This is a genomic window from Polynucleobacter antarcticus (assembly GCF_013307245.1).
GTDB classification, from domain to species: domain Bacteria; phylum Pseudomonadota; class Gammaproteobacteria; order Burkholderiales; family Burkholderiaceae; genus Polynucleobacter; species Polynucleobacter antarcticus.
On the sequence record NZ_CP028941.1, the window covers coordinates 1,541,576 to 1,561,519 of the forward strand.

The following is a 19,944-nucleotide window of genomic DNA, read 5'->3' on the forward strand; positions in this document are numbered from 1 at the left end:
TCTTTAACTGTGCTGAGCTAGATTAAACACGGAATTAACAAGGGGCTGTTTTGGAACAGCATCTTGCTTAGTAATTACTGCAGACTGAGTCTTGTCAGCTTTGACCGCCTCAATCTTGATCTTCTTGGTACGCAAATCTTGCAAGACAATACCGCGCCCTGCTTGCTGCTGAACCAAATCTCTCAAAGAAACAGAGTTTAAATACTCCACCATCTTAGAGTTGAGATTCGTCCAAAGATCATGGGTCATGCAATGGCCTTGATTTTCTTCATCAGTATGGCAATTGCCTTTACCACCACATTGGGTTGCATCTAAGGGCTCATCTACCGCCACAATAATGTCCGCCACACTAATTTCATTGGGCTTACGTGCGAGTGTATAACCGCCGCCAGGGCCACGAGTGCTCTCGACAATATTGAAACGGCGCAATTTGCCGAACAACTGTTCTAAATAAGAAAGGGAAATCTTCTGCCTTTGGCTAATTCCGGCCAAAGTTACAGGCCCGTGCGTCTCACGCAGGGCTAAATCAATCATTGCGGTTACTGCAAAACGACCTTTGGTTGTAAGTCTCATATGTCACCTTGGTAATGGATTGTTATGGACAGCTAACAGTCGGGCGGGTAATACCCGACCATTCCACTCAACTTTACCATATTCCCGACCAATTTGCTCGGGAATTACTCCATACACCCAAATACCCCTTGCAATAGGCTTAAGGAGCGATTATCGAGGGGGAAAGGCCTCAAACCCCATCGCGAGAACGGGCTCCAAATGCCATTTCCTTGACCTTGGTGAGGCGATCTCGGGTGCTGGCAGCCTTCTCAAACTCCAAATTCTTAGCTTCAGAATTCATTTGCTTCTCTAGGCGCTTGATTTCACCAGACAAGTCCTTTTCACTCATATCTTCGTAGCGGGCACGCTCCTGTTCTACCTGCATCTCAGAGCGCTTCTCTTTGACGTCATACACACCATCAATAATGTCTTTGATGCGCTTTTGAACGCCACGGGGCTCAATACCATTCTCTTTATTAAAGATGATCTGCTTTGTCCTACGACGCTCCGTTTCATCCATTGCCCGTTTCATAGAATTGGTTATCCGATCGGCATACAGAATCGCTTTGCCGCGTACATTTCGGGCGGCTCTGCCAATCGTTTGAATCAAACTGCGCTCCGATCGTAAGAAACCTTCTTTATCTGCATCGAGAATGGCCACTAAAGAAACCTCTGGAATATCGAGACCTTCTCGTAGCAAATTAATACCGACCAAAACATCGAAAACACCAAGGCGCAAATCACGCAAGATTTCTACACGCTCTACCGTATCGATATCAGAGTGCACATAACGCACCTTTACGCCGTTATCCGACAAGTAATCAGTAAGTTGCTCTGCCATACGCTTAGTTAACACAGTCACTAATACACGTTCCTGCACTTTGACGCGCTCATGAATTTGACCGAGCAAATCATCGACCTGTGTACTTGCTGGTAATACTTCAATTTCAGGGTCTACCAAGCCAGTAGGTCTTGCCACTTGCTCAACCACTTGTCCTGTATGGGTGTTTTCATAATCAGCGGGAGTTGCTGAAACAAAAATTGTTTGACGCATTTTGGTTTCAAATTCACTGAACTTGAGTGGCCGGTTATCCATTGCAGAAGGCAAACGAAAGCCAAATTCAACCAAAGTATGTTTGCGTGATTTATCACCGTTGTACATGGCATTGAGCTGCCCCATCAAGACATGACTCTCATCTAAAAACATTAGGGCATCATTGGGCAAGTAGTCGACTAAGGTAGGTGGCGCCTCACCAGGCATGGCGCCAGAGAGATGGCGTGAGTAATTCTCAATGCCTTTGCAAAAGCCTAATTCATTCAACATTTCCAAATCGAAACGGGTGCGTTGCTCTAGGCGCTGGGTCTCTACCAGCTTGCCATCCTTCACGAACTCATCTAAACGAATCCGCAACTCTGCCTTAATGGTTTCAATTGCTTTAAGAACGGTCTCCCGTGGAGTAACGTAGTGTGAACTGGGGTACACCGTAAAGCGCGGAATCTTTTGACGGATTTTTCCAGTCAACGGATCAAAAAATTGCAAGCTCTCGATTTCATCATCAAACAACTCTACGCGGACAGCTAGCTCATTATGTTCTGCTGGAAAAATATCAATCGTGTCACCGCGCACTCGAAATACACCACGCTTAAAATCCGTTTCGTTGCGGTCATATTGCATGGCAATTAAGCGCATCAAAATATCGCGCTGACTCATCTTGTCACCCGGACGTAAAGTCATCACCATACTGTGATAGTCGCCAGGGTTACCGATACCGTAAATAGCGGATACCGTGGCCACAATAATGACATCACGTCGCTCTAATAAACTTTTTGTTGCCGAGAGACGCATCTGCTCAATATGCTCATTAATCGAGGAATCTTTTTCAATGAACAAGTCGCGCTGCGGAACGTAAGCCTCAGGTTGATAGTAGTCGTAGTAACTCACAAAATACTCCACTGCATTTTTCGGAAAAAATTCTCGAAATTCGCTATAAAGCTGAGCAGCCAAAGTCTTATTGGGAGCAAAAATAATGGCGGGTCTGCCAGTTCTGGCAATCACATTCGCCATTGTGAAAGTCTTACCGGAGCCCGTCACCCCTAAAAGGGTCTGAAAGGTTAAACCATCCTCAATTCCAGCCACTAATGCATCAATAGCTGCCGGCTGATCCCCAGCGGGTGCGAATGGCTGATACAGGTGAAATGGGGAATCTGGGAAAGAAACAAACTTTGCCGGGTCCAAATCATGACCCACCTCACCCAAAGGATCAGCCTGTGGGCCTTTTTGGGCCATTGGAATAGCTGGATCAACAGGTTTATTGGCAGAAGTTTTAGGTGACTTTGGGGGCATCTCAGCTATCATTTCATCTGTGGCTTTAGTCACAGCGAATTTTGTACAAACAATGATTTTGCCGTTTTTATGCAGAAATAGCCAAACTCAGTGGTAAATATTGGTGATTGTGACAAATGGAGCTTGATTTAAGCCTGATGAATACAAAAATAATTCCTGACCTACTACCAATAAACCTCCCATGACCTTGTTTGCCTCCGTCCAGCTAGCCCCTAAAGACCCTATATTTGGCCTCACTGAATCTTATGTTGCCGATCAACGCCCCGATAAGGTGAATTTAGGTGTGGGGGTTTACTATACGGACGAAGGCAAGGTGCCGCTCTTAAAAGCTGTGATTAAAGCAGAGGAGGCTATTGTTGCTAAACAATCCCCTCGCAGCTATATTCCGATTGAAGGTCCCAACCCATTTAATAGTGCAGTACAAACTTTATTGTTTGGCGCTCAGTCCACACTGATTCAAGAGGGTCGGGTAGTCACTGCTGAATGTCTTGGTGGTACAGGCGCATTGCGTGTTGGTGCTGACTTTATTAAACGTCTTAACCTCAACGCTCCCTGCGCGATCACCAACCCTACTTGGGAAAATCATCGCGGTATTTTTGAATCTGCCGGCTTTGAAGTCATTGACTACACCTACTTTGATGGCCAAACCCGAGGCGTTGACTTTGCGGGCATGGTGAAGTCCTTAGAGTCCCTCAAACAAAACACTACCGTACTGCTGCATGCTTGTTGCCACAATCCTACTGGTGCTGATATTACCGAGGCGCAATGGGCTCAGGTAATTGAAATTTGCAAAGCAAAGCAACTGATTCCATTTTTAGATATTGCCTATCAAGGCTTTGCAGACGGCATTGAACAAGACGGTATCGCTGTGCGCCTATTTGCGCAATCTGGCCTGTCCTTTTTTGTATCTAGCTCGTTCTCCAAGTCTCTCTCACTCTACGGTGAGCGTGTTGGTGCACTGTCTATCGTCACCCAAAGTAAAGATGAGTCTATACGTGTGTTGTCTCAATTAAAGCGTGTGATTCGGACTAATTATTCCAATCCTCCAACGCATGGTGCGGCCATTACTGCCGCTATTTTGAATACCCCTGAGCTGAGAAAAATGTGGGAAGAAGAATTGGCGGAGATGCGCGATCGCATTAAAGCAATGCGCCAAGGCCTAGTAGAAAAACTTGCTGCTGCTGGAGTCAAACAAGACTTCTCATTTATTAATACGCAGCGTGGGATGTTCTCTTATTCTGGCCTCACGGCAGCGCAAGTAGAGACTTTACAGAAAGAAGATGGGATTTATGCCCTCTCAACAGGCCGTATTTGTGTAGCTGCACTCAATACCAAAAATATTGATAGAGTAGCCAAAGCAATTGCTCGCGTTTTAGCTTAACAAACAGTTACACTGCATCATCAGGAGGCAACATGCTATATCAGTTACATGAGTTTCAAAAAGCCTTGTTAGAACCGGTGAGCTCTTGGGCTCGTGCTGCTTCTGCCGCTTTTACTGACACGTCTAATCCAGCATCCAAAATTCCTGGCTCTGAGCGCCTAGCCGCAAGTTACGAGCTCCTGTATCGCCTCGGAAAAGAATATAAAAAGCCAGAGTTCGGTATTCGCTCAGTACAAGCTCATGGACGCGAAGTTGCCATTCATGAAATAACAACACTTGCCAAGCCGTTTTGTAAGCTCGTTCGCTTTAAACGCTTCTCCGATGATATTGAAGTCATTCAGAAATTAAAAGAAGATCCAGTGGTATTAGTTGTTGCTCCGCTCTCAGGTCATCACTCCACCTTACTGCGCGATACCGTCAGCACGCTTTTGCAAGACCACAAGGTCTATATTACCGATTGGATTGATGCGCGCATTGTTCCTGCCGAGGCGGGTGAGTTTAGTTTGGATGACTATGTGCATTATGTGCAAGACTTCATTCGTACTATTGGTGCGGAAAATCTTCATGTCATTTCCGTTTGCCAACCGACCGTGCCTGTGCTTGGTGCTATCTCACTTATGGCTTCCGCTGGTGAAAAAACACCCACCTCCATGATCATGATGGGCGGACCGATTGATGCGCGTAAGTCTCCTACCGCAGTCAATAATTTAGCAGACCAAAAATCCTATGGCTGGTTTGAAAGCCATGTCGTTTATAAGGTGCCGCCTAACTATCCGGGCGCAGGTCGTCTGGTTTATCCCGGGTTCTTACAGCACACGGGCTTTATTGCCATGAACCCAAAAAATCATATGCAATCGCATTGGGATTTCTTCCAAAACCTCGTGCGTGGTGATGAGCAAGATACTGCATCGCATATTCGTTTCTATGATGAATACAACGCAGTATTGGATATGGATGCCAAGTACTACTTAGATACTATTAAGACGGTTTTTCAAGAACATGCCCTACCCAATGGCACATGGCAAGTGGCAGGCAAATTAGTTAAGCCGCAAGATATTAATAAGACCGCCTTGTTAACTATTGAAGGTGAGTTAGACGATATTTCAGGTAGCGGACAAACGCGGGCAGCCCACGCACTTTGTAGCGGCATTGATAAATCAAGCAAGGCGCATTACGAAGTTGCTGGTGCTGGTCACTACGGTATCTTTGCGGGTCGCCGTTGGCGTGAAAAGGTGTATCCAAAAATTAATTCTTTCATTCGTGAACATCAAGTCGTACAAAAAAAGACTAAGGCACGCCCACCAAAACTGGGAAGTAAGAAGTCTGTATAAATCCATAGCGCGACTTTCGGGTCGTGCTGATGGTTTTAGGCTCTCCATTTTTGATGAATATCCAGCAAACGAGAGCACTTGCTGATCTTCTTGAGGATGCTCTTCCCCAAACCCAATGTACTAAATGTGGTTATCCCGATTGCCGAGGGTATGCAGAGGCTTTAGCTACTGGAGAAGCTCTACCAAATCGTTGCCCTCCAGGCGGAGTAGAGGGTATTACTAGGCTGAGTAATATCTTGGTCTCTATTTATCCCCAAGATGCCTTTGAACTGCATCCTCAGATTGATCCTGGGTGCGGTATAGAACGGCCTCGGCCTGTTGCATTGATAGACTCCCAAACCTGTATTGGCTGCACGCTCTGTATTCAGGCATGTCCCGTAGATGCGATCGTAGGGGCTTCGAAACAAATGCATATTGTTTTGAGTGATTGGTGTACTGGTTGTGATCTATGCATTCCGCCCTGCCCCGTAGACTGCATCACCATGATTAATGTGACTGAATCGCAGACGGGATGGAATGCCTGGTCAAGTGATTTAGCCGATACAGCACGTAACCGTTATCACAGCCGAGACCAAAGATTGGATCGTGAAGAGCGCGATAACGATGAGCGCCTCGCAAAAAAAGCTGCTGCTAAATTAGTTGTAGTAAATGCTGAGCATCCGGACTCGGACGAGGCGAAGAAAGAACAAGAAAGAAAGCGGGCTATTATTGCAGCCGCCATTGCTAGAGCACAGCAAAAAGCATGATGAATCTAGCAAATCGTCATGCCTTCTTCGAACAACTCAAGGCGAACAATCCCCATCCTGAAACTGAACTTGAATACAGCTCACCATTTGAGTTACTAATTGCAGTATTACTTTCTGCTCAAGCCACCGATATCTCTGTCAATAAAGGCACTCGTCAGCTCTTTAAGATAGCCAATACCCCGCAAGCACTTTTAGACTTGGGAGAGGAAGGCGTTAAACCCTACATTCAACATATTGGCTTATTTAACTCCAAAGGAAGACATATTCAGGAGACCTGTCGTCTACTTCTAGATCACCATGATGGTGAAGTACTTCAAGATCGTAAAGCCTTAGAGGCTCTTCCTGGCGTTGGTCGAAAAACAGCGAACGTGATTCTCAATACTGCGTTTGGACACCCCACGATGGCAGTAGATACTCACATCTTTAGAGTCTCAAATCGTACTGGGCTAGCCCCTGGTAAAGATGTGGTGAAGGTGGAGGAGCAACTACTCAAACGAATACCAAAAGAATTTTTACAAGATGCACATCACTGGTTAATTTTGCATGGACGATATACCTGCAAAGCGCGCAATCCAGAATGCGAACAATGTATTGTTGAACCTCTTTGTGGTTTCAAACAAAAAACAGGTAAAGGAAAAGTACGTGGCGATATTTAACCCAAGCCGTGAAGAAGTGCGTCGCTTTTTTTGCGACACCTGGAGCAAGAAACTGGAAAATCATATTCTGACCCCCATGGAAACGATTGCTAGCGATTGGATGGTTCAGCATCCTGAATATCATTCCCTTCTGGCGGACCCAGAGGGTGCGGTGGCACAAGACTACACACCAGAACGTGGTGAGACCAACCCTTTCTTGCACCTCTCAATGCATCTGTCGATTAGCGAGCAAATCTCTATTGATCAACCACCGGGCATTAAAGAGATCGCTGAAAATTTAACTAAGAAGTTAGGATCAATACACGAAGCCCAGCACGCTATGATGGAATGTTTGGGACAAGTCATGTGGGAGGCACAACGCGAGGGTCAGGCATTGAGCCCCGAAAAATACTTAGAGGCTCTTAAAAAGCTAAGTTAAAACTAATTTAGAGTTGAGTTGGAGTCCATTAGTGCAGAGCTGCAATCGCAGACTTAATGGCACTAGGCAGACCTTTGGCTAAGCGTTTTCTTTCAGCCAATGTTGATGCTAAAGTTTCTTGTGTTCTTTGCGACCAAACCGATCCTGGAAAAAAGGCATCGTCTTTATACCTAGGAATAATGTGCCAATGAATATGGGGCACCATATTACCTAAGCTCGCTAGATTTACTTTATCAGGATGCATCACCAGACGCACAGCCTCTTCCACTGCAAACACCAAAGTCATAAGGTGCTCGCGCTCCCCATAACTCAGATCCGTCATTTCAGCGATATGGTGATTCCAGATCACACGGCAAAAGCCTGGAAGGTCGGGATCATTAATCAAAACAATCCTGCAGTCATCACCACGCCATATCAGCTCAGTGGATGCATCTTCAGCTACAAGCTGGAGTTCTACTTGGCAAAGCGGGCAATCAGTCATTCTAAGAATGTAAACGAAAACGGCATCTAAGTCACCCTTATGAGGTCATTTAGATGCCGCAGCAATACAAACTACTTGGATTAATTAGTGGAACTGTTCTTCTTCTGTAGATCCGGTTAATGCAGTTACCGAGGATTTGCCCCCCTGAATCACCGTCGTGACATCATCGAAGTACCCAGTACCCACTTCCTGCTGATGGGATACAAAGGTATAACCCCGATCACGTGCAGCAAATTCTGGCTCTTGTACTTTTTCGATATAGGCAGTCATACCGCGTTGCATATAGTCTTGCGCTAAATCAAACATGTTGTACCACATAGAGTGAATACCAGCGAGGGTGATAAATTGATACTTGTATCCCATAGCTCCAAGCTCACGCTGGAACTTTGCAATCGTTGCATCATCTAAATTCTTTTTCCAGTTGAATGAAGGTGAGCAGTTGTAAGCCAACATCTTGCCAGGAAACTTCGAACGAATCGCTTCAGCAAACTTACGAGCAAAGTCTAGATCAGGCGTACCTGTCTCACACCACACCATGTCAGCATAGGCAGCGTATGCCAAGCCACGAGAAATCGCTTGGTCTAATCCCTTACGTGTTTTATAAAAGCCTTCGGGTGTGCGCTCACCAGTTAAAAACGGCTTATCGTTTTCATCATAGTCAGAGGTTAATAAGTCCGCTGCTTCTGCATCCGTGCGAGCCAAAATAATAGTAGGTACGCCCATGACATCGGCTGCTAAACGTGCAGAAATCAACTTCTGAACCGACTCTGCTGTTGGTAGCAAGACTTTGCCACCTAAGTGTCCGCATTTTTTTACAGAAGACAATTGGTCTTCGAAGTGCACACCTGCTGCACCCTGCTTAATCAGAGCCTTACTCAATTCAAAAGCATTCAATACACCACCGAAGCCTGCTTCAGCATCAGCCACGATAGGAGCGTAATACTCGATGTAACCAGCATCCCCTTTATTAACCCCTTTAGCAGTTTGAATTTCATCAGCACGCTGAAAAGAATTGTTAATCCGTTCTACCATTTTGGGTACTGAGTCCACTGGATATAACGATTGATCTGGGTACATTGCCGCAGAAGAATTACCATCCGCAGCCACTTGCCAGCCTGATAAGTAAATCGCTTGAACGCCTGCTTTTACTTGTTGCATAGCTTGGCCACCAGTCAATGCACCTAAGCAGTTCACATAGGCTTCGTTGTTGACCAATTCCCACAGTCTTTCAGCGCCATGCTTTGCTAATGTGTGCTCAATTTTTAATGAGCCACGCAAACGTACAACATCTTCTGCTGTATAGCCACGAGTAATACCCTTCCAACGTGGATTGGTATCCCAATCTTTTTGAATTGCTGCGATTTCTGCTTTGCGGTCTGCCATGCTTTTCTCCCTAGATGAATGAAGTACTTCATTACGTTAAATATGAAAACACAAGTCTTATGTCTTATATAAGAGTTTATAGAGAAAAGTAGCGCGCGCAAGGATTAATTATTCTACTAATGAATATATATTCATCAATAAAATCATATACTTAAATAGTATTTATTACAATGTGGAATTGGGCGTCATCTTGCGAGAAGGACTATTTCCCCTATTGAGACCCTGCGTTTTACCAGTGGAAATATCTTTTCATATTATGAAATATGGTGGGGGATAAGTTCCCGGCTAGGCAAAGCTTGCCTAAGCTAGATTGGACTGGGCTTCGATGCAATCATGTTTGCCACCCTAAAGCCCGTCAAAATAATCATGAGTTGTAGGAAGGCTACGCCAATAAATAAAAACTGGGGGAGGTTGGCATCCAAAAAGAGTCCAAATACCAGTGGGCTCAGAGCAGCGCCCAGATCAATTCCAGAATAGACAATGCCGTATACCCTACCCGATGCTCCAGAAGGTGTTGCACTACGCACCATGAGATCCCGTGAAGGTGCAGCAATACCTAAGCCCGCACCAATCACTACAAACGGAATCACAATCGCTTCAAAGGGCACTAATCCTGTCGCTAACAATAAACCCATTACGATATTCATCGCAAAACACCAAGTGATGATGCGCTCAGGATTACTAAATCTTTTCGCTAAGTAGCCACCAAGTAACATGCCGCCAGCACCACCGAGCGACATTAAAGTCAGAAAATAATTACCAGCGCTGACAGGCAATTCATAAATCTTTAGAAGTGCGCTGGGCGCAAAAGATTGCAGACCGGTCGTAGCGGCCATACTAAAGAAAAAGAAAATCCAACACAGCCACACTGCCGGTAGCTTAAGGAAAGCAAACGTGCTAGAGGAGCCCTCACCAGGATGAGCGGCGGCATGACTCTCATGGGATTTTGCTTTACGTTCTTGGACGTTATCGATTAGCCGCTCGCGACCTAGCCAAAGGATTAATAAGATTAGTGCTTCTACTACGGCGGCAGATAAAAAAGCGATACGCCAATCTGCAACACTGGCTACTGCCACCATAAAGGCTGGGGCTGCAGCCCATCCGATGTAACCCGTCACCCCATGAATAGAGTAAGCGTAAGGTAAATTCGGTGGAGAAATTTTGTGATTAATTAGGGTGTAATCCACTGGATGGAAGATGCCATTTCCACAGCCAGCAATGACAGCACCCATGACTAACATCCAGTACCCATTACTTTGTGAATATGTCAGCGCAGCCAAAACCAGTAGGCCTACCCCCACAAATAAAACAGGGCGAGCACCAATTCGATCTACTAAAAATCCAGAGGCTGCTTGAACGATACAAGAGACCACAAAGAAGATGGTCATGAGTAGACCAAGCTCAGCATAGTTAAAGCCAAACTCCGCCTTTAACCAGGGAAACATTGGCGGCAGAATTAAGTGAAAGAAATGCGAGCTACCGTGAGCCAGGCTAATAAGACCAACAACCCGGACATCACTGGCTCGTCTGTTCAGCGTGAGAGCTTCAGTCATGATCCGAGTTTACCGCTTTTTACTTTTTGAAAATAAACTCACCATGTTTATCAACGCCCACAGGAACTGTGTCGTTAGGGCCAAACGTACCCTCTAAAATCATCTTAGAAACTGGGTTCTCAATATATTGCTGAATTGCCCGTTTGAGTGGTCTAGCCCCAAATATAGGATCAAAACCGACCTCAGCAATCTTCGCTAGCGCAGCATCACTAACTTCAAGCTGCATATCTAACTTAGCTAGACGATCTGAGAGATTTTTGAGCAATATCTTTGCGATATTTGCAATGTTGCCCTTATCTAAGCCATGAAACACCACAATCTCATCAATCCGATTCAAGAACTCGGGACGGAAATGGCTCTTGAGCTCTTCAAATACTGCATCTTTAATCTCTGACTGCTTTTGATCATGCATCGACTGAATTAGATGCGAACCGATATTGCTGGTCATCACAATCACCGTATTTTTAAAGTCTACTGTGCGGCCTTGGCCATCTGTTAAGCGCCCATCATCCAGCACTTGCAAGAGCACATTAAAAACATCGGGATGCGCTTTTTCAATCTCATCAAATAAGATCACGCTATAAGGATGACGGCGCACTTTCTCAGTGAGATAGCCACCCTCTTCATAACCTACATAACCAGGAGGCGCACCAATCAGGCGAGCCACACTGTGCTTCTCCATGAACTCACTCATATCAATCCGAATGAGATGCTCTTCACTATCAAATAAGAAGCCAGCTAGAGCCTTACACAGTTCAGTTTTACCAACCCCGGTTGGACCTAGGAATAAGAATGAACCATAAGGACGATGCTCTTCCGCAAGACCCGCACGTGAGCGACGAATCGCATCCGATACCGCACGAATAGCCTCTTCTTGACCCACTACACGTTTATGCAGCAATTCTTCCATCTTCAGTAACTTATCGCGCTCGCCCTGCATCATCTTCGACACTGGGATACCAGTCGCCCGAGATACTACTTCAGCGATTTCTTCTGCGCCTACTTGAGTGCGTAAGAGCTTATTTTTTACCACGCCATCTTTACCACTCTTAGCTTCTGCCGCTGCAGCAGACTTGAGCTTCGCCTCCAGCTCTGGTAATTTGCCATACTGTAACTCTGCAACTTGCTCTAACTTTCCGTCACGCTGCAGTTTCACAATATCTGCACGGACTTTTTCAATCTCTTCTTTGAGATGAGCTGCACCTAACACGGCGCCCTTCTCTGCTTTCCAGATCTCTTCTAAATCAGCGTACTCAGCCCCTAGGCGCTTGATCTCATCCTCAATCAAGCCCAGACGTTTTTTCGAAGCATCATCTTTTTCTTTTTTAACAGCCTCACGCTCAATCTTGAGCTGAATCAGACGACGCTCTAGCTTGTCCATCACTTCTGGCTTAGAGTCGATCTCCATCCGAATGCGTGAACCGGCCTCATCAATGAGATCAATCGCCTTATCGGGCAAAAAACGATCAGTGATGTAACGATGCGATAGCTCTGCTGCTGCCACAATGGCCGGGTCAGTAATTTCAATGCCATGGTGAAGCTCATAACGCTCTTGCAGTCCACGCAAAATGGCAATGGTAGCCTCAACAGTAGGCTCCTCAACCATGACCTTCTGAAAGCGTCGCTCTAAGGCGGCATCTTTTTCAATGTACTTACGGTACTCATCTAGTGTGGTGGCGCCGATACAATGCAATTCACCACGGGCCAAAGCAGGCTTAAGCATATTCCCGGCATCCATAGCACCTTCGCCTTTGCCTGCACCGACCATCGTATGAATCTCATCAATAAAAATGATCGTGCGTCCTTCATCCTTAGCAACATCACTCAAGACGGCTTTTAAACGCTCTTCGAACTCACCACGATATTTTGCACCGGCTAATAACAGCGCCATATCCAAAACAAGTACACGCTTATCTTTGAGAGTCTCAGGAACTTCGCCATTAACAATACGTTGCGCTAAGCCTTCCACAATCGCTGTTTTACCAACGCCTGGCTCACCAATTAATACCGGGTTATTTTTACCGCGACGCTGCAGAATCTGGATGGTGCGTCGAATCTCATCATCGCGACCAATCACAGGATCTAACTTGCCCATACGAGCACGCTCAGTGAGATCGAGCGTATATTTTTTCAAGGCTTCTCTTTGACCTTCAGCATCAGCACTATTCACGGACTCTCCTCCACGCACAACATCAATCGCCGCTTCAAGCGACTTCCGGTTTAAGCCGTTCTCACGAGCAATTTTGCCGAGCTCGCCTTTGTCATCAGCTACGACCAATAAGAATAATTCGCCAGCGATGAATTGATCGCCACGCTTGTTCGCTTCTTTTTCACATAAGTTCAACCAGTTGGTCAACTCTCGTCCTACTTGGACTTCGCCACCAGTCCCTTGCACTTCTGGCAAGTGACTAATCAGCTTCTCCGCCGCCTTCTCTAGGCCAGCAACATTGACACCCGCACGCGTCAAAAGACTTTTTGCAGCACCATCAGAGTCGCGCAACATCGCCAGCAATAAATGGGCTGGCTCGATATATTGATTGTCTTTAGCTAAAGCAAGGCTTTGCGCCTCGCTCAAGGCCTCTTGAAACTTGGTAGTTAATTTATCTATTCTCATGGGCTTACCTTGTTTATCTATATAGAATATAAGGGCTTTATCAGCAATTTCAAGTGCTCTACCCCCCTTTAAAGTGAATTTATCTCTATTTTGACTTGGCTTGTTTATCTTCTTGAGTGTTCCGATGGCAGCTATTACGCTGGCATCACTAACCGCCTCGAACATCGCCTAGCGGCACATAATTCGGGGGAAGGCGCTCGCTACACAAGGGCCCGCAGGCCAGTCACATTATTAGCAACCCAAGAGCACCCGGATCGATCTGAGGCCTCTAAAGCAGAAGCGCAACTCAAACGTTTACCAAGGGCATTAAAACGGGCTTTTTTTGAAAAGGGGTGAATCCCACTCGACTTCTGAAATGACTACTTCTGATTCCAGCGTGCCATGGCAACATCGTCAGTCACACGGGCATCCACCCATTTACTGCCCTCTGGAGTGTCTTCCTTTTTCCAGAACGGGGCTGCAGTCTTCAGATAGTCCATGATGAACTCGCATGCGGCAAACGCTTCGCCACGGTGGGCACTCGTCACCACTACCAAAACAATTTGATCTTCTGGCAGTAAGGGGCCAATCCGATGAATCACCAGAGTCCCACGAATTTCCCAACATGCTTTCGCTTGAGAAATAATATCTTCCAGCGCTTTTTCAGTCATGCCGGGATAGTGCTCAAGTGTCATCTCTGTCACCTGATTACCCTCGTTCATATCACGCACGGTTCCTACGAATGTCACCACGGCACCGACTTGCAAATCTCCTTTGCGGAGTGCAGCCACTTCCGTCGTTAAATCGAAGTCTGCCTCTTGAATGCGAATTAGGCTTTTTGTCATCTTAACCACCCGTCACTGGAGGAAAGAATGCCACTTCAGCACCTTCTTCTAATGCTATTGATTCCTTGACCATCCTTTGATTCAAGGCACAACGAATGACCTTATCACTGGCCAAAACTTCTGCCCATGCACCGCCACGCTGCGTAAGGTGATGCCTTAATTGAGCAATGGTTTTTACATCAGCGGGAAGATTAACCCACTCTTCAGAAAGTCCGAGGCCTTCACGTAATGAGGCAAAGAATCGTAATTGCAATTTCATGAGGGAATCGTAAACCGATTAAGTCAAGAGTGCATTAAACGGAATGTACTTCACCATATCACCGGCTTTAAAAGCTTGTCCTGGTGGGCAATCTAGCAAGCCATCTCCCCAAGCAGCACTGGTAAGTACCCCAGAACTCTGATTAGGAAAGAGATCTAAGCCGCCTTGGAAATTCATTTTGACACGCAAAAACTCATTACGACGGTCTGCTTTAAGCCAATCAAAATCAGCACGCATCCAATATGATGGTGGAGGGCTTGGATCCCTACCTTGCAACTTCAATATAAAAGGACGTACAAATAATAAGAATGTGACAAAACTAGAAACTGGATTGCCGGGCAGACCCATAAACCAGGCTTCGCTCAAGTTAGATGGATCCGTCTGATCTGATTTACGGACTGCACCAAAAGCCAAAGGCTTACCTGGCTTGATAGCAATTTGCCAAAGATCTAAACGTCCTTCAGCCATCACGGCTGGCTTGATGTGATCTTCCTCACCCACCGATACCCCACCAGAAGTGATGATCAAATCATGATCTTTACTTGCCTTGCGTAAGGCTTCACGTGTGGCATCTAGGCGATCAGGAACAATACCGAGATCTGTAGGCTCACAGCCCAAGGATCTCAGGCAAGCCAATAAAGTATCGCGGTTCGAGTTATAGATCCCTCCAGGCTTTAAGGGCTGACCTGGAAGTGACAACTCATCACCAGTAAAAAAGGCGGCGACTTTTACACGACGTCTTACCTGCAGATGTGTCAAACCCGCAGAGGCAGCAACACCTAATTCTTGTGGCCGCAAAAAAATTCCGGCTGCTAAAGCCGTTTTACCAGCAGTTAAATCTTCGCCACGGCGTCGAATCCACTGACCTGCAACAGGAGTGGTATTGACTTGGACTTGATCGGCAGATCCTTCTAGGATGGCGCAGTCCTCTTGCATGACTACTGCATCTGCGCCCAAAGGAACTGGCGCACCGGTAAATATTCTGGCCACAGTACCTGGATCAAGCGCTACTCCCATAGAACCTGCTGGAATACGCTGGGTAATCTTCAGTACGCTTCCTGAGATTTGAGTATCTGCAGTTCTCACCGCATAACCATCCATCGCCGTGTTATCGACTGGCGGTACATCCACTAAGCTCTTCACGTCTTCGGCAAGCACCCGCCCAAGTGCGGCCTGCATTGCTACCCGCTCTGTCTCAGCGACTACCTGCGCATTTACAAGCAAGTGTTCTAAGGCCTGTTGAGCCGTCAACATGGGGGGCTTAGTCATGATCTCTGTAGCTTATGAATGTACTGAAGGCACGTGAGCGGCAATAAAGTGCTTTACCTGATCGGCATCCGCATCGATATTTTCCACGCGCTGCGGCTTGAGCTTAATGTCCTTGAATGCAATAGGGCAGTCTGCGGGACGGCCTAAAGCAATTTCAATCGTTTCTTCAAACTTGATTGGTAAAGCGGTTTCCAAAACAAGCATAGGGATGTCTGGCTGCAAATGCTCACGAGCAACTTTAATACCGTCTGCCGTATGAGTATCGACCATCACCTGATATTGCTTATCAATATTGCGAATCGTATCTAGGCGATCTTGATGGGTACTTCTACCCGATTGAAAGCCATATTGAGCCATCTCTTTAAAGATCGACTCTTTAGAAATATCAAAACCGCCAAGCTCATCGACCTGCTTAAACATGCGTGCAGTTTCTTTGCCATCTTTGCCAACGAGATCAAATATAAAACGCTCAAAGTTACTCGCCTTAGAGATATCCATGGAAGGGCTAGAGGTATGCAATGTCTCAGCAGATTTTCTGGCACGGTAAACACCTGTGCGGAAAAACTCATCTAAGACATCGTTTTCATTGGTGGCGGCAATTAAGTGCGCAATCGGCAAACCCATCATGCGGGCAATATGGCCTGCGCAGATATTGCCAAAGTTACCCGATGGCACTGTGAAGGAAACTTTTTCTGCACTAGATTTGGTGGCTAATAAATAGCCTTGGAAGTAATAAATCACTTGAGCAACAACCCGGCCCCAGTTGATGGAATTGACAGTGCCGATACGATACTGCGCTTTGAAAGCATGATCGTTACTGACAGCCTTGACAATATCTTGACAGTCATCAAATACACCAGCGACAGCTAAGTTAAAAATATTCGGGTCTTGCAAAGAATACATCTGCGCAGACTGGAACGGACTCATCTTCCCGCGAGGAGAAAGCATAAAGACATTCACGCCATCTTTGCCGCGCATCGCATATTCAGCAGCACCGCCAGTATCCCCAGAGGTGGCGCCCAAAATATTTAGTTTTTGTCCTGAATGCTGTAGTGCATATTCAAATAAATTACCTAGCAACTGCATTGCCATATCTTTAAAGGCTAATGTTGGGCCGTTAGACAAACTCAGTAAACCTATGCGCGTTCCCTGCTCTTCGCCTAACCAATGCAAAGGGGTAATGTCTTGGGCATCATCTTTAGCACGCCCATTGCAATACACTTGTGCGGTATACGTTTTACGCAATAAAGCGCGTAAGTCGTGCTCTGGAATGTCATCGCAATACAGGCTTAAGATTTCATAAGCCAGATCGGCATAAGACAATCCGCGCCATGCATCCAACTGTGCTTTAGTGACTTGCGGATATTCCACTGGCAAATACAAGCCGCCATCCGGAGCTAAGCCACCTAGCAAAATTTCTAAAAAGGATTGTTGCGGGCTATTGCCCCGGGTAGATTGGTAACGCATGTAGTGAGCTTAGTTTTACGTAATATTACTTACGACAAATTTTCCAAACGGATTTTGACGACTTGTCCTGCAACCGTCTTCAGATCCTGAATTTCATTAATCGCAGCCAGCATATGCTTTTCTTTGGTTTCATGAGTCAAGGCCACCAGATCCGTTTGGCTCTCACCCTCATCTGCTTCTTTCTGCAAGAGTGCATCGATAGAAATGCTATGGGCAGCTAAAATCTTCGTGATATCAGCAAGGACACCCGCTTGATCGGCTACTCTTAAACGTAAGTAGTAGCTGGTAGTGACTTCACCAATCGGCAAGACCTTGGTATCACGTACTGCATCTGGCTGGAAAGCTAAATAAGGTACCCGACTCTCAGGACTGGCATCCAAAAGGCGCGCAATATCAACTAAATCTGCGATCACCGCAGAAGCCGTTGGCTCAGACCCTGCACCCTTACCGTAATACAGCGTAGTACCTACTGCATCACCAAATACTTGCACGGCGTTCATCGCACCTTCAACGTTAGCAATGAGGCGCTTAGTCGGAATCAAGGTTGGATGAACCCGCAACTCCACACCACTGGTTGTCTTTTTGGCGATCCCTAATAATTTAATGCGATAGCCCAACTGCTCTGCGTATTTAATATCAATCGCGTCTAATTTGGTAATACCCTCAATGTGCGCCTTATCAAATTGCATCGGAATACCAAACGCAATAGCACTCATGATGGTAGCTTTATGGGCTGCATCAATTCCCTCAATATCAAACGTAGGGTCTGCCTCGGCATAGCCCAAGCGTTGCGCTTCTTTGAGGACCGTTGCAAAATCTAATCCTTTGTCGCGCATCTCAGACAAAATAAAGTTGGTAGTGCCGTTAATAATTCCTGCAATCCACTCAATACGATTGGCGGTAAGACCTTCTCGCAAGGCCTTAATAATCGGAATACCACCAGCAACTGCAGCTTCAAATGCAACTGTCACGCCTTTTTCATGGGCGGCCTTAAAAATGGCGTTGCCATGAACGGCGATTAAGGCTTTATTGGCTGTGACAACGTGCTTACCTGCTGCGATTGCTTCAAGTACCAAGTCCCTAGCAATACCGTAGCCACCAATCAGCTCTACTACGATATCAATTTCTGGATTATTGATCACTGCACGCGCATCGCTGACTACTTGCGCATGGTCTTTCACTAACTCTTTAGCGCGCTCTACATTGAGATCGGCAACCGTGTGAATACGAATACCACGACCCGCACGACGCACAATCTCTTCCTGATTACGTTCGAGAACAGTAAAAACGCCACCACCAACAGTGCCAATACCTAATAGTCCAACTTGAATCGGTTTCATGATGCCTTTGTTGCAGTGAGTTGAGCCGCTTGACGGCTATGTTTCTTTCGATAACGCTCAAGAAAGCGTGCTAGACGACCAATAGCTTCTGTGAGCACATCTTCGTGCGGTAAAAATACTAAACGAAAATGATCGGGCTTAATCCAGTTAAAACCAGAACCTTGAACTAAGAGCACTTTTTCTTCTTTGAGAAGATCTGCTACAAATTGCTGATCATCTTCAATCGGGTACATTTCGGAATCCAACTTCGGAAATAAATACAAGGCAGATTTCGGCTTAACGCAAGTCACACCCGGAATTTGGGTAATGAGCTTCCAGGCAAGTTCACGTTGCTTTGCTAGACGACCACTCTCAGAAACCAAATCATTAATACTTTGGTAGCCCCCTAAAGCAGTTTGGATAGCATATTGACCTGGCACATTTGCACAAAGGCGCATTGAGGACAACATATTGAGGCCCTCAATGTAATCGCGAATCATCTCCTTATCACCTGAAACGACCATCCAGCCAGCACGATAGCCGCAGGAGCGATAGTTTTTAGATAAGCCATTGAAAGTAATGATGACGACATCGGTAGATAAGGATGCTAAAGAGACATGCTTCTCTTGGTCATACAACATCTTGTCGTAAATCTCATCCGCAAACAAAATGAGGTCATGCTCACGCGCGATCGACGTTAACTCTTGCAATACCTCTTGAGAATAAATAGCACCAGTAGGATTATTCGGATTAATCACGACAATCGCTTTAGTTTTTGGTGTAATTTTCTTACGGAGATCCGCTAGGTCAGGCGCCCAGTCTTTAGACTCATCACACAGATAATGCACTGGTGTGCCGCCAGACAAACTCACGGCTGCAGTCCACAGCGGATAATCTGGAGCCGGTACTAGGACTTCATCGCCATTATTGAGTAGCGCATTCATGGCGAGAACGATTAACTCAGACACGCCATTGCCTGTATAGATGTCATCCAAAGTCACCCCTTGGATTCCTTTTTCTTGGCAATAGTGCATGATTGCCTTACGGGCCGAAAAAATACCTTTGGAGTCAGAATAGGCAGAGGCATTGCCCAAATTACGGATCATGTCTAATTGAATCTCTTCTGGGGGATCAAAGCCAAATACACCCACATTGCCAATGTTTAATTTGATGATTTTGTGCCCCTCCTCCTCCATGCGCTGGGCAAGCTCCAGCACGGGCCCACGTATGTCATAACAGACGTGATTGAGTTTTTCGGACTTAAGGATCGGTTTCACAATAAATTAAAGGGTAAGTTCTTGAAATCTAGGAAAAAACAGCTGGCTATAATCAGCATAATTATGACAG

18 protein-coding genes are annotated in these 19,944 nt (G+C 46.0%); 6 read left to right on the top strand and 12 right to left on the bottom strand.

What is annotated here, in order from left to right; genetic code table 11:
- Window positions 1-3: 3 nt before the first annotated feature.
- Together DCO16_RS07975 and uvrB are read right to left on the bottom strand one after the other, a co-directional pair.
- Window positions 4-573: a Fe-S cluster assembly transcription factor gene (locus DCO16_RS07975; protein WP_173943153.1), complete on the bottom strand. Its 570-nt coding sequence runs from the start codon at window positions 571-573 to the stop codon at window positions 4-6.
- A 169-nt stretch (window positions 574-742) separates the two neighbouring features.
- Window positions 743-2,839, bottom strand: a complete 2,097-nt coding sequence (gene uvrB, locus DCO16_RS07980; RefSeq protein WP_254598130.1) for an excinuclease ABC subunit UvrB — start codon at window positions 2,837-2,839, stop codon at window positions 743-745.
- A 238-nt stretch (window positions 2,840-3,077) separates the two neighbouring features.
- Here uvrB and DCO16_RS07985 point away from each other — a divergent pair, with 238 nt between their 5' ends.
- Genes DCO16_RS07985 through DCO16_RS08005 form a run of 5 tightly spaced genes read left to right on the top strand, consistent with a single transcriptional unit; the run spans window position 3,078 to window position 7,428 of the window.
- Window positions 3,078-4,277, top strand: coding sequence for an amino acid aminotransferase (locus tag DCO16_RS07985; RefSeq protein WP_173943154.1), 1,200 nt, complete (start codon window positions 3,078-3,080; stop codon window positions 4,275-4,277).
- A 32-nt stretch (window positions 4,278-4,309) separates the two neighbouring features.
- Window positions 4,310-5,608, top strand: a complete 1,299-nt coding sequence (locus DCO16_RS07990) for a polyhydroxyalkanoate depolymerase (RefSeq protein ID WP_173943155.1) — start codon at window positions 4,310-4,312, stop codon at window positions 5,606-5,608.
- A gap of 53 nt (window positions 5,609-5,661) precedes the next feature.
- Complete coding sequence (rsxB, locus tag DCO16_RS07995) at window positions 5,662-6,354, top strand: electron transport complex subunit RsxB (protein WP_173943156.1); 693 nt, start codon at window positions 5,662-5,664, stop codon at window positions 6,352-6,354.
- Window positions 6,354-7,010: an endonuclease III gene (nth, locus tag DCO16_RS08000; RefSeq protein ID WP_173943833.1), complete on the top strand. Its 657-nt coding sequence runs from the start codon at window positions 6,354-6,356 to the stop codon at window positions 7,008-7,010. The genes rsxB and nth overlap by 1 nt, the downstream gene beginning before the upstream one ends.
- Window positions 7,003-7,428, top strand: coding sequence for a DUF1841 family protein (locus DCO16_RS08005; RefSeq protein WP_173943834.1), 426 nt, complete (start codon window positions 7,003-7,005; stop codon window positions 7,426-7,428). Before nth ends, DCO16_RS08005 begins: the two co-directional genes overlap by 8 nt.
- Before the next feature lie 28 nt (window positions 7,429-7,456).
- Here DCO16_RS08005 and DCO16_RS08010 read toward each other — a convergent pair whose 3' ends face one another.
- From DCO16_RS08010 to clpB, 4 genes are all read right to left on the bottom strand, one after another.
- Window positions 7,457-7,909, bottom strand: a complete 453-nt coding sequence (locus DCO16_RS08010; RefSeq protein ID WP_173943157.1) for an HIT family protein — start codon at window positions 7,907-7,909, stop codon at window positions 7,457-7,459.
- Between the two features lie 84 nt (window positions 7,910-7,993).
- Window positions 7,994-9,292 carry an isocitrate lyase gene (gene aceA / locus DCO16_RS08015; protein WP_173943158.1) on the bottom strand — a complete coding sequence of 433 codons (1,299 nt, stop codon included), beginning with the start codon at window positions 9,290-9,292 and terminating at the stop codon, window positions 7,994-7,996.
- 305 nt (window positions 9,293-9,597) lie between these two features.
- Window positions 9,598-10,845 carry an MFS transporter gene (locus DCO16_RS08020; RefSeq protein WP_173943159.1) on the bottom strand — a complete coding sequence of 416 codons (1,248 nt, stop codon included), beginning with the start codon at window positions 10,843-10,845 and terminating at the stop codon, window positions 9,598-9,600.
- A gap of 19 nt (window positions 10,846-10,864) precedes the next feature.
- Window positions 10,865-13,459, bottom strand: a complete 2,595-nt coding sequence (gene clpB, locus DCO16_RS08025) for an ATP-dependent chaperone ClpB (RefSeq protein WP_173943160.1) — start codon at window positions 13,457-13,459, stop codon at window positions 10,865-10,867.
- A gap of 90 nt (window positions 13,460-13,549) precedes the next feature.
- On the opposite strand from clpB, the gene DCO16_RS08030 reads away from it, so the two are divergent.
- Entirely contained in the window at window positions 13,550-13,795 is a 246-nt protein-coding gene (locus tag DCO16_RS08030) for a GIY-YIG nuclease family protein (protein ID WP_173943161.1), read from the top strand.
- 23 nt (window positions 13,796-13,818) lie between these two features.
- On the opposite strand, the gene moaE is transcribed toward DCO16_RS08030, so the two are convergent.
- From moaE to DCO16_RS08060, 6 genes are read right to left on the bottom strand one after another with little or no spacing between them, the layout of a single operon-like run.
- Window positions 13,819-14,283 carry a molybdopterin synthase catalytic subunit MoaE gene (gene moaE, locus DCO16_RS08035; protein WP_173943162.1) on the bottom strand — a complete coding sequence of 155 codons (465 nt, stop codon included), beginning with the start codon at window positions 14,281-14,283 and terminating at the stop codon, window positions 13,819-13,821.
- A 1-nt stretch (window position 14,284) separates the two neighbouring features.
- On the bottom strand, window positions 14,285-14,542 hold the full coding sequence (gene moaD, locus DCO16_RS08040) for a molybdopterin converting factor subunit 1 (protein ID WP_173943163.1): 258 nt from the start codon (window positions 14,540-14,542) through the stop codon (window positions 14,285-14,287).
- Between the two features lie 18 nt (window positions 14,543-14,560).
- Window positions 14,561-15,796 (bottom strand): molybdopterin molybdotransferase MoeA, encoded by a 1,236-nt coding sequence (locus DCO16_RS08045; RefSeq protein ID WP_217426736.1) that lies wholly within the window; start codon window positions 15,794-15,796, stop codon window positions 14,561-14,563.
- Between the two features lie 27 nt (window positions 15,797-15,823).
- Window positions 15,824-17,278 (bottom strand): threonine synthase, encoded by a 1,455-nt coding sequence (gene thrC, locus DCO16_RS08050; protein ID WP_173943165.1) that lies wholly within the window; start codon window positions 17,276-17,278, stop codon window positions 15,824-15,826.
- 29 nt (window positions 17,279-17,307) lie between these two features.
- Complete coding sequence (locus DCO16_RS08055) at window positions 17,308-18,618, bottom strand: homoserine dehydrogenase (protein ID WP_173943166.1); 1,311 nt, start codon at window positions 18,616-18,618, stop codon at window positions 17,308-17,310.
- Complete coding sequence (locus DCO16_RS08060) at window positions 18,615-19,874, bottom strand: pyridoxal phosphate-dependent aminotransferase (RefSeq protein WP_173943167.1); 1,260 nt, start codon at window positions 19,872-19,874, stop codon at window positions 18,615-18,617. Before DCO16_RS08060 ends, DCO16_RS08055 begins: the two co-directional genes overlap by 4 nt.
- Window positions 19,875-19,944 lie beyond the last annotated feature (70 nt).

Excerpts from the sequence above, each read along its gene's own strand:
- rsxB (WP_173943156.1), top strand. The coding sequence starts at position 5,662 with ATGAATATCCAGCAAACGAGAGCACTTGCTGATCTTCTTGAGGATGCT.
- clpB (WP_173943160.1), bottom strand. The coding sequence starts at position 13,459 with ATGAGAATAGATAAATTAACTACCAAGTTTCAAGAGGCCTTGAGCGAG.
- DCO16_RS08010 (WP_173943157.1), bottom strand. The coding sequence starts at position 7,909 with ATGACTGATTGCCCGCTTTGCCAAGTAGAACTCCAGCTTGTAGCTGAA.
- DCO16_RS08055 (WP_173943166.1), bottom strand. The coding sequence starts at position 18,618 with ATGAAACCGATTCAAGTTGGACTATTAGGTATTGGCACTGTTGGTGGT.
- uvrB (WP_254598130.1), bottom strand. The coding sequence starts at position 2,839 with ATGGCCCAAAAAGGCCCACAGGCTGATCCTTTGGGTGAGGTGGGTCAT.
- nth (WP_173943833.1), top strand. The coding sequence starts at position 6,354 with ATGAATCTAGCAAATCGTCATGCCTTCTTCGAACAACTCAAGGCGAAC.
- aceA (WP_173943158.1), bottom strand. The coding sequence starts at position 9,292 with ATGGCAGACCGCAAAGCAGAAATCGCAGCAATTCAAAAAGATTGGGAT.
- thrC (WP_173943165.1), bottom strand. The coding sequence starts at position 17,278 with ATGCGTTACCAATCTACCCGGGGCAATAGCCCGCAACAATCCTTTTTA.
- DCO16_RS08045 (WP_217426736.1), bottom strand. The coding sequence starts at position 15,796 with ATGTTGACGGCTCAACAGGCCTTAGAACACTTGCTTGTAAATGCGCAG.
- DCO16_RS07990 (WP_173943155.1), top strand. The coding sequence starts at position 4,310 with ATGCTATATCAGTTACATGAGTTTCAAAAAGCCTTGTTAGAACCGGTG.
- moaE (WP_173943162.1), bottom strand. The coding sequence starts at position 14,283 with ATGACAAAAAGCCTAATTCGCATTCAAGAGGCAGACTTCGATTTAACG.
- DCO16_RS08020 (WP_173943159.1), bottom strand. The coding sequence starts at position 10,845 with ATGACTGAAGCTCTCACGCTGAACAGACGAGCCAGTGATGTCCGGGTT.
- DCO16_RS07975 (WP_173943153.1), bottom strand. The coding sequence starts at position 573 with ATGAGACTTACAACCAAAGGTCGTTTTGCAGTAACCGCAATGATTGAT.
- DCO16_RS07985 (WP_173943154.1), top strand. The coding sequence starts at position 3,078 with ATGACCTTGTTTGCCTCCGTCCAGCTAGCCCCTAAAGACCCTATATTT.
- moaD (WP_173943163.1), bottom strand. The coding sequence starts at position 14,542 with ATGAAATTGCAATTACGATTCTTTGCCTCATTACGTGAAGGCCTCGGA.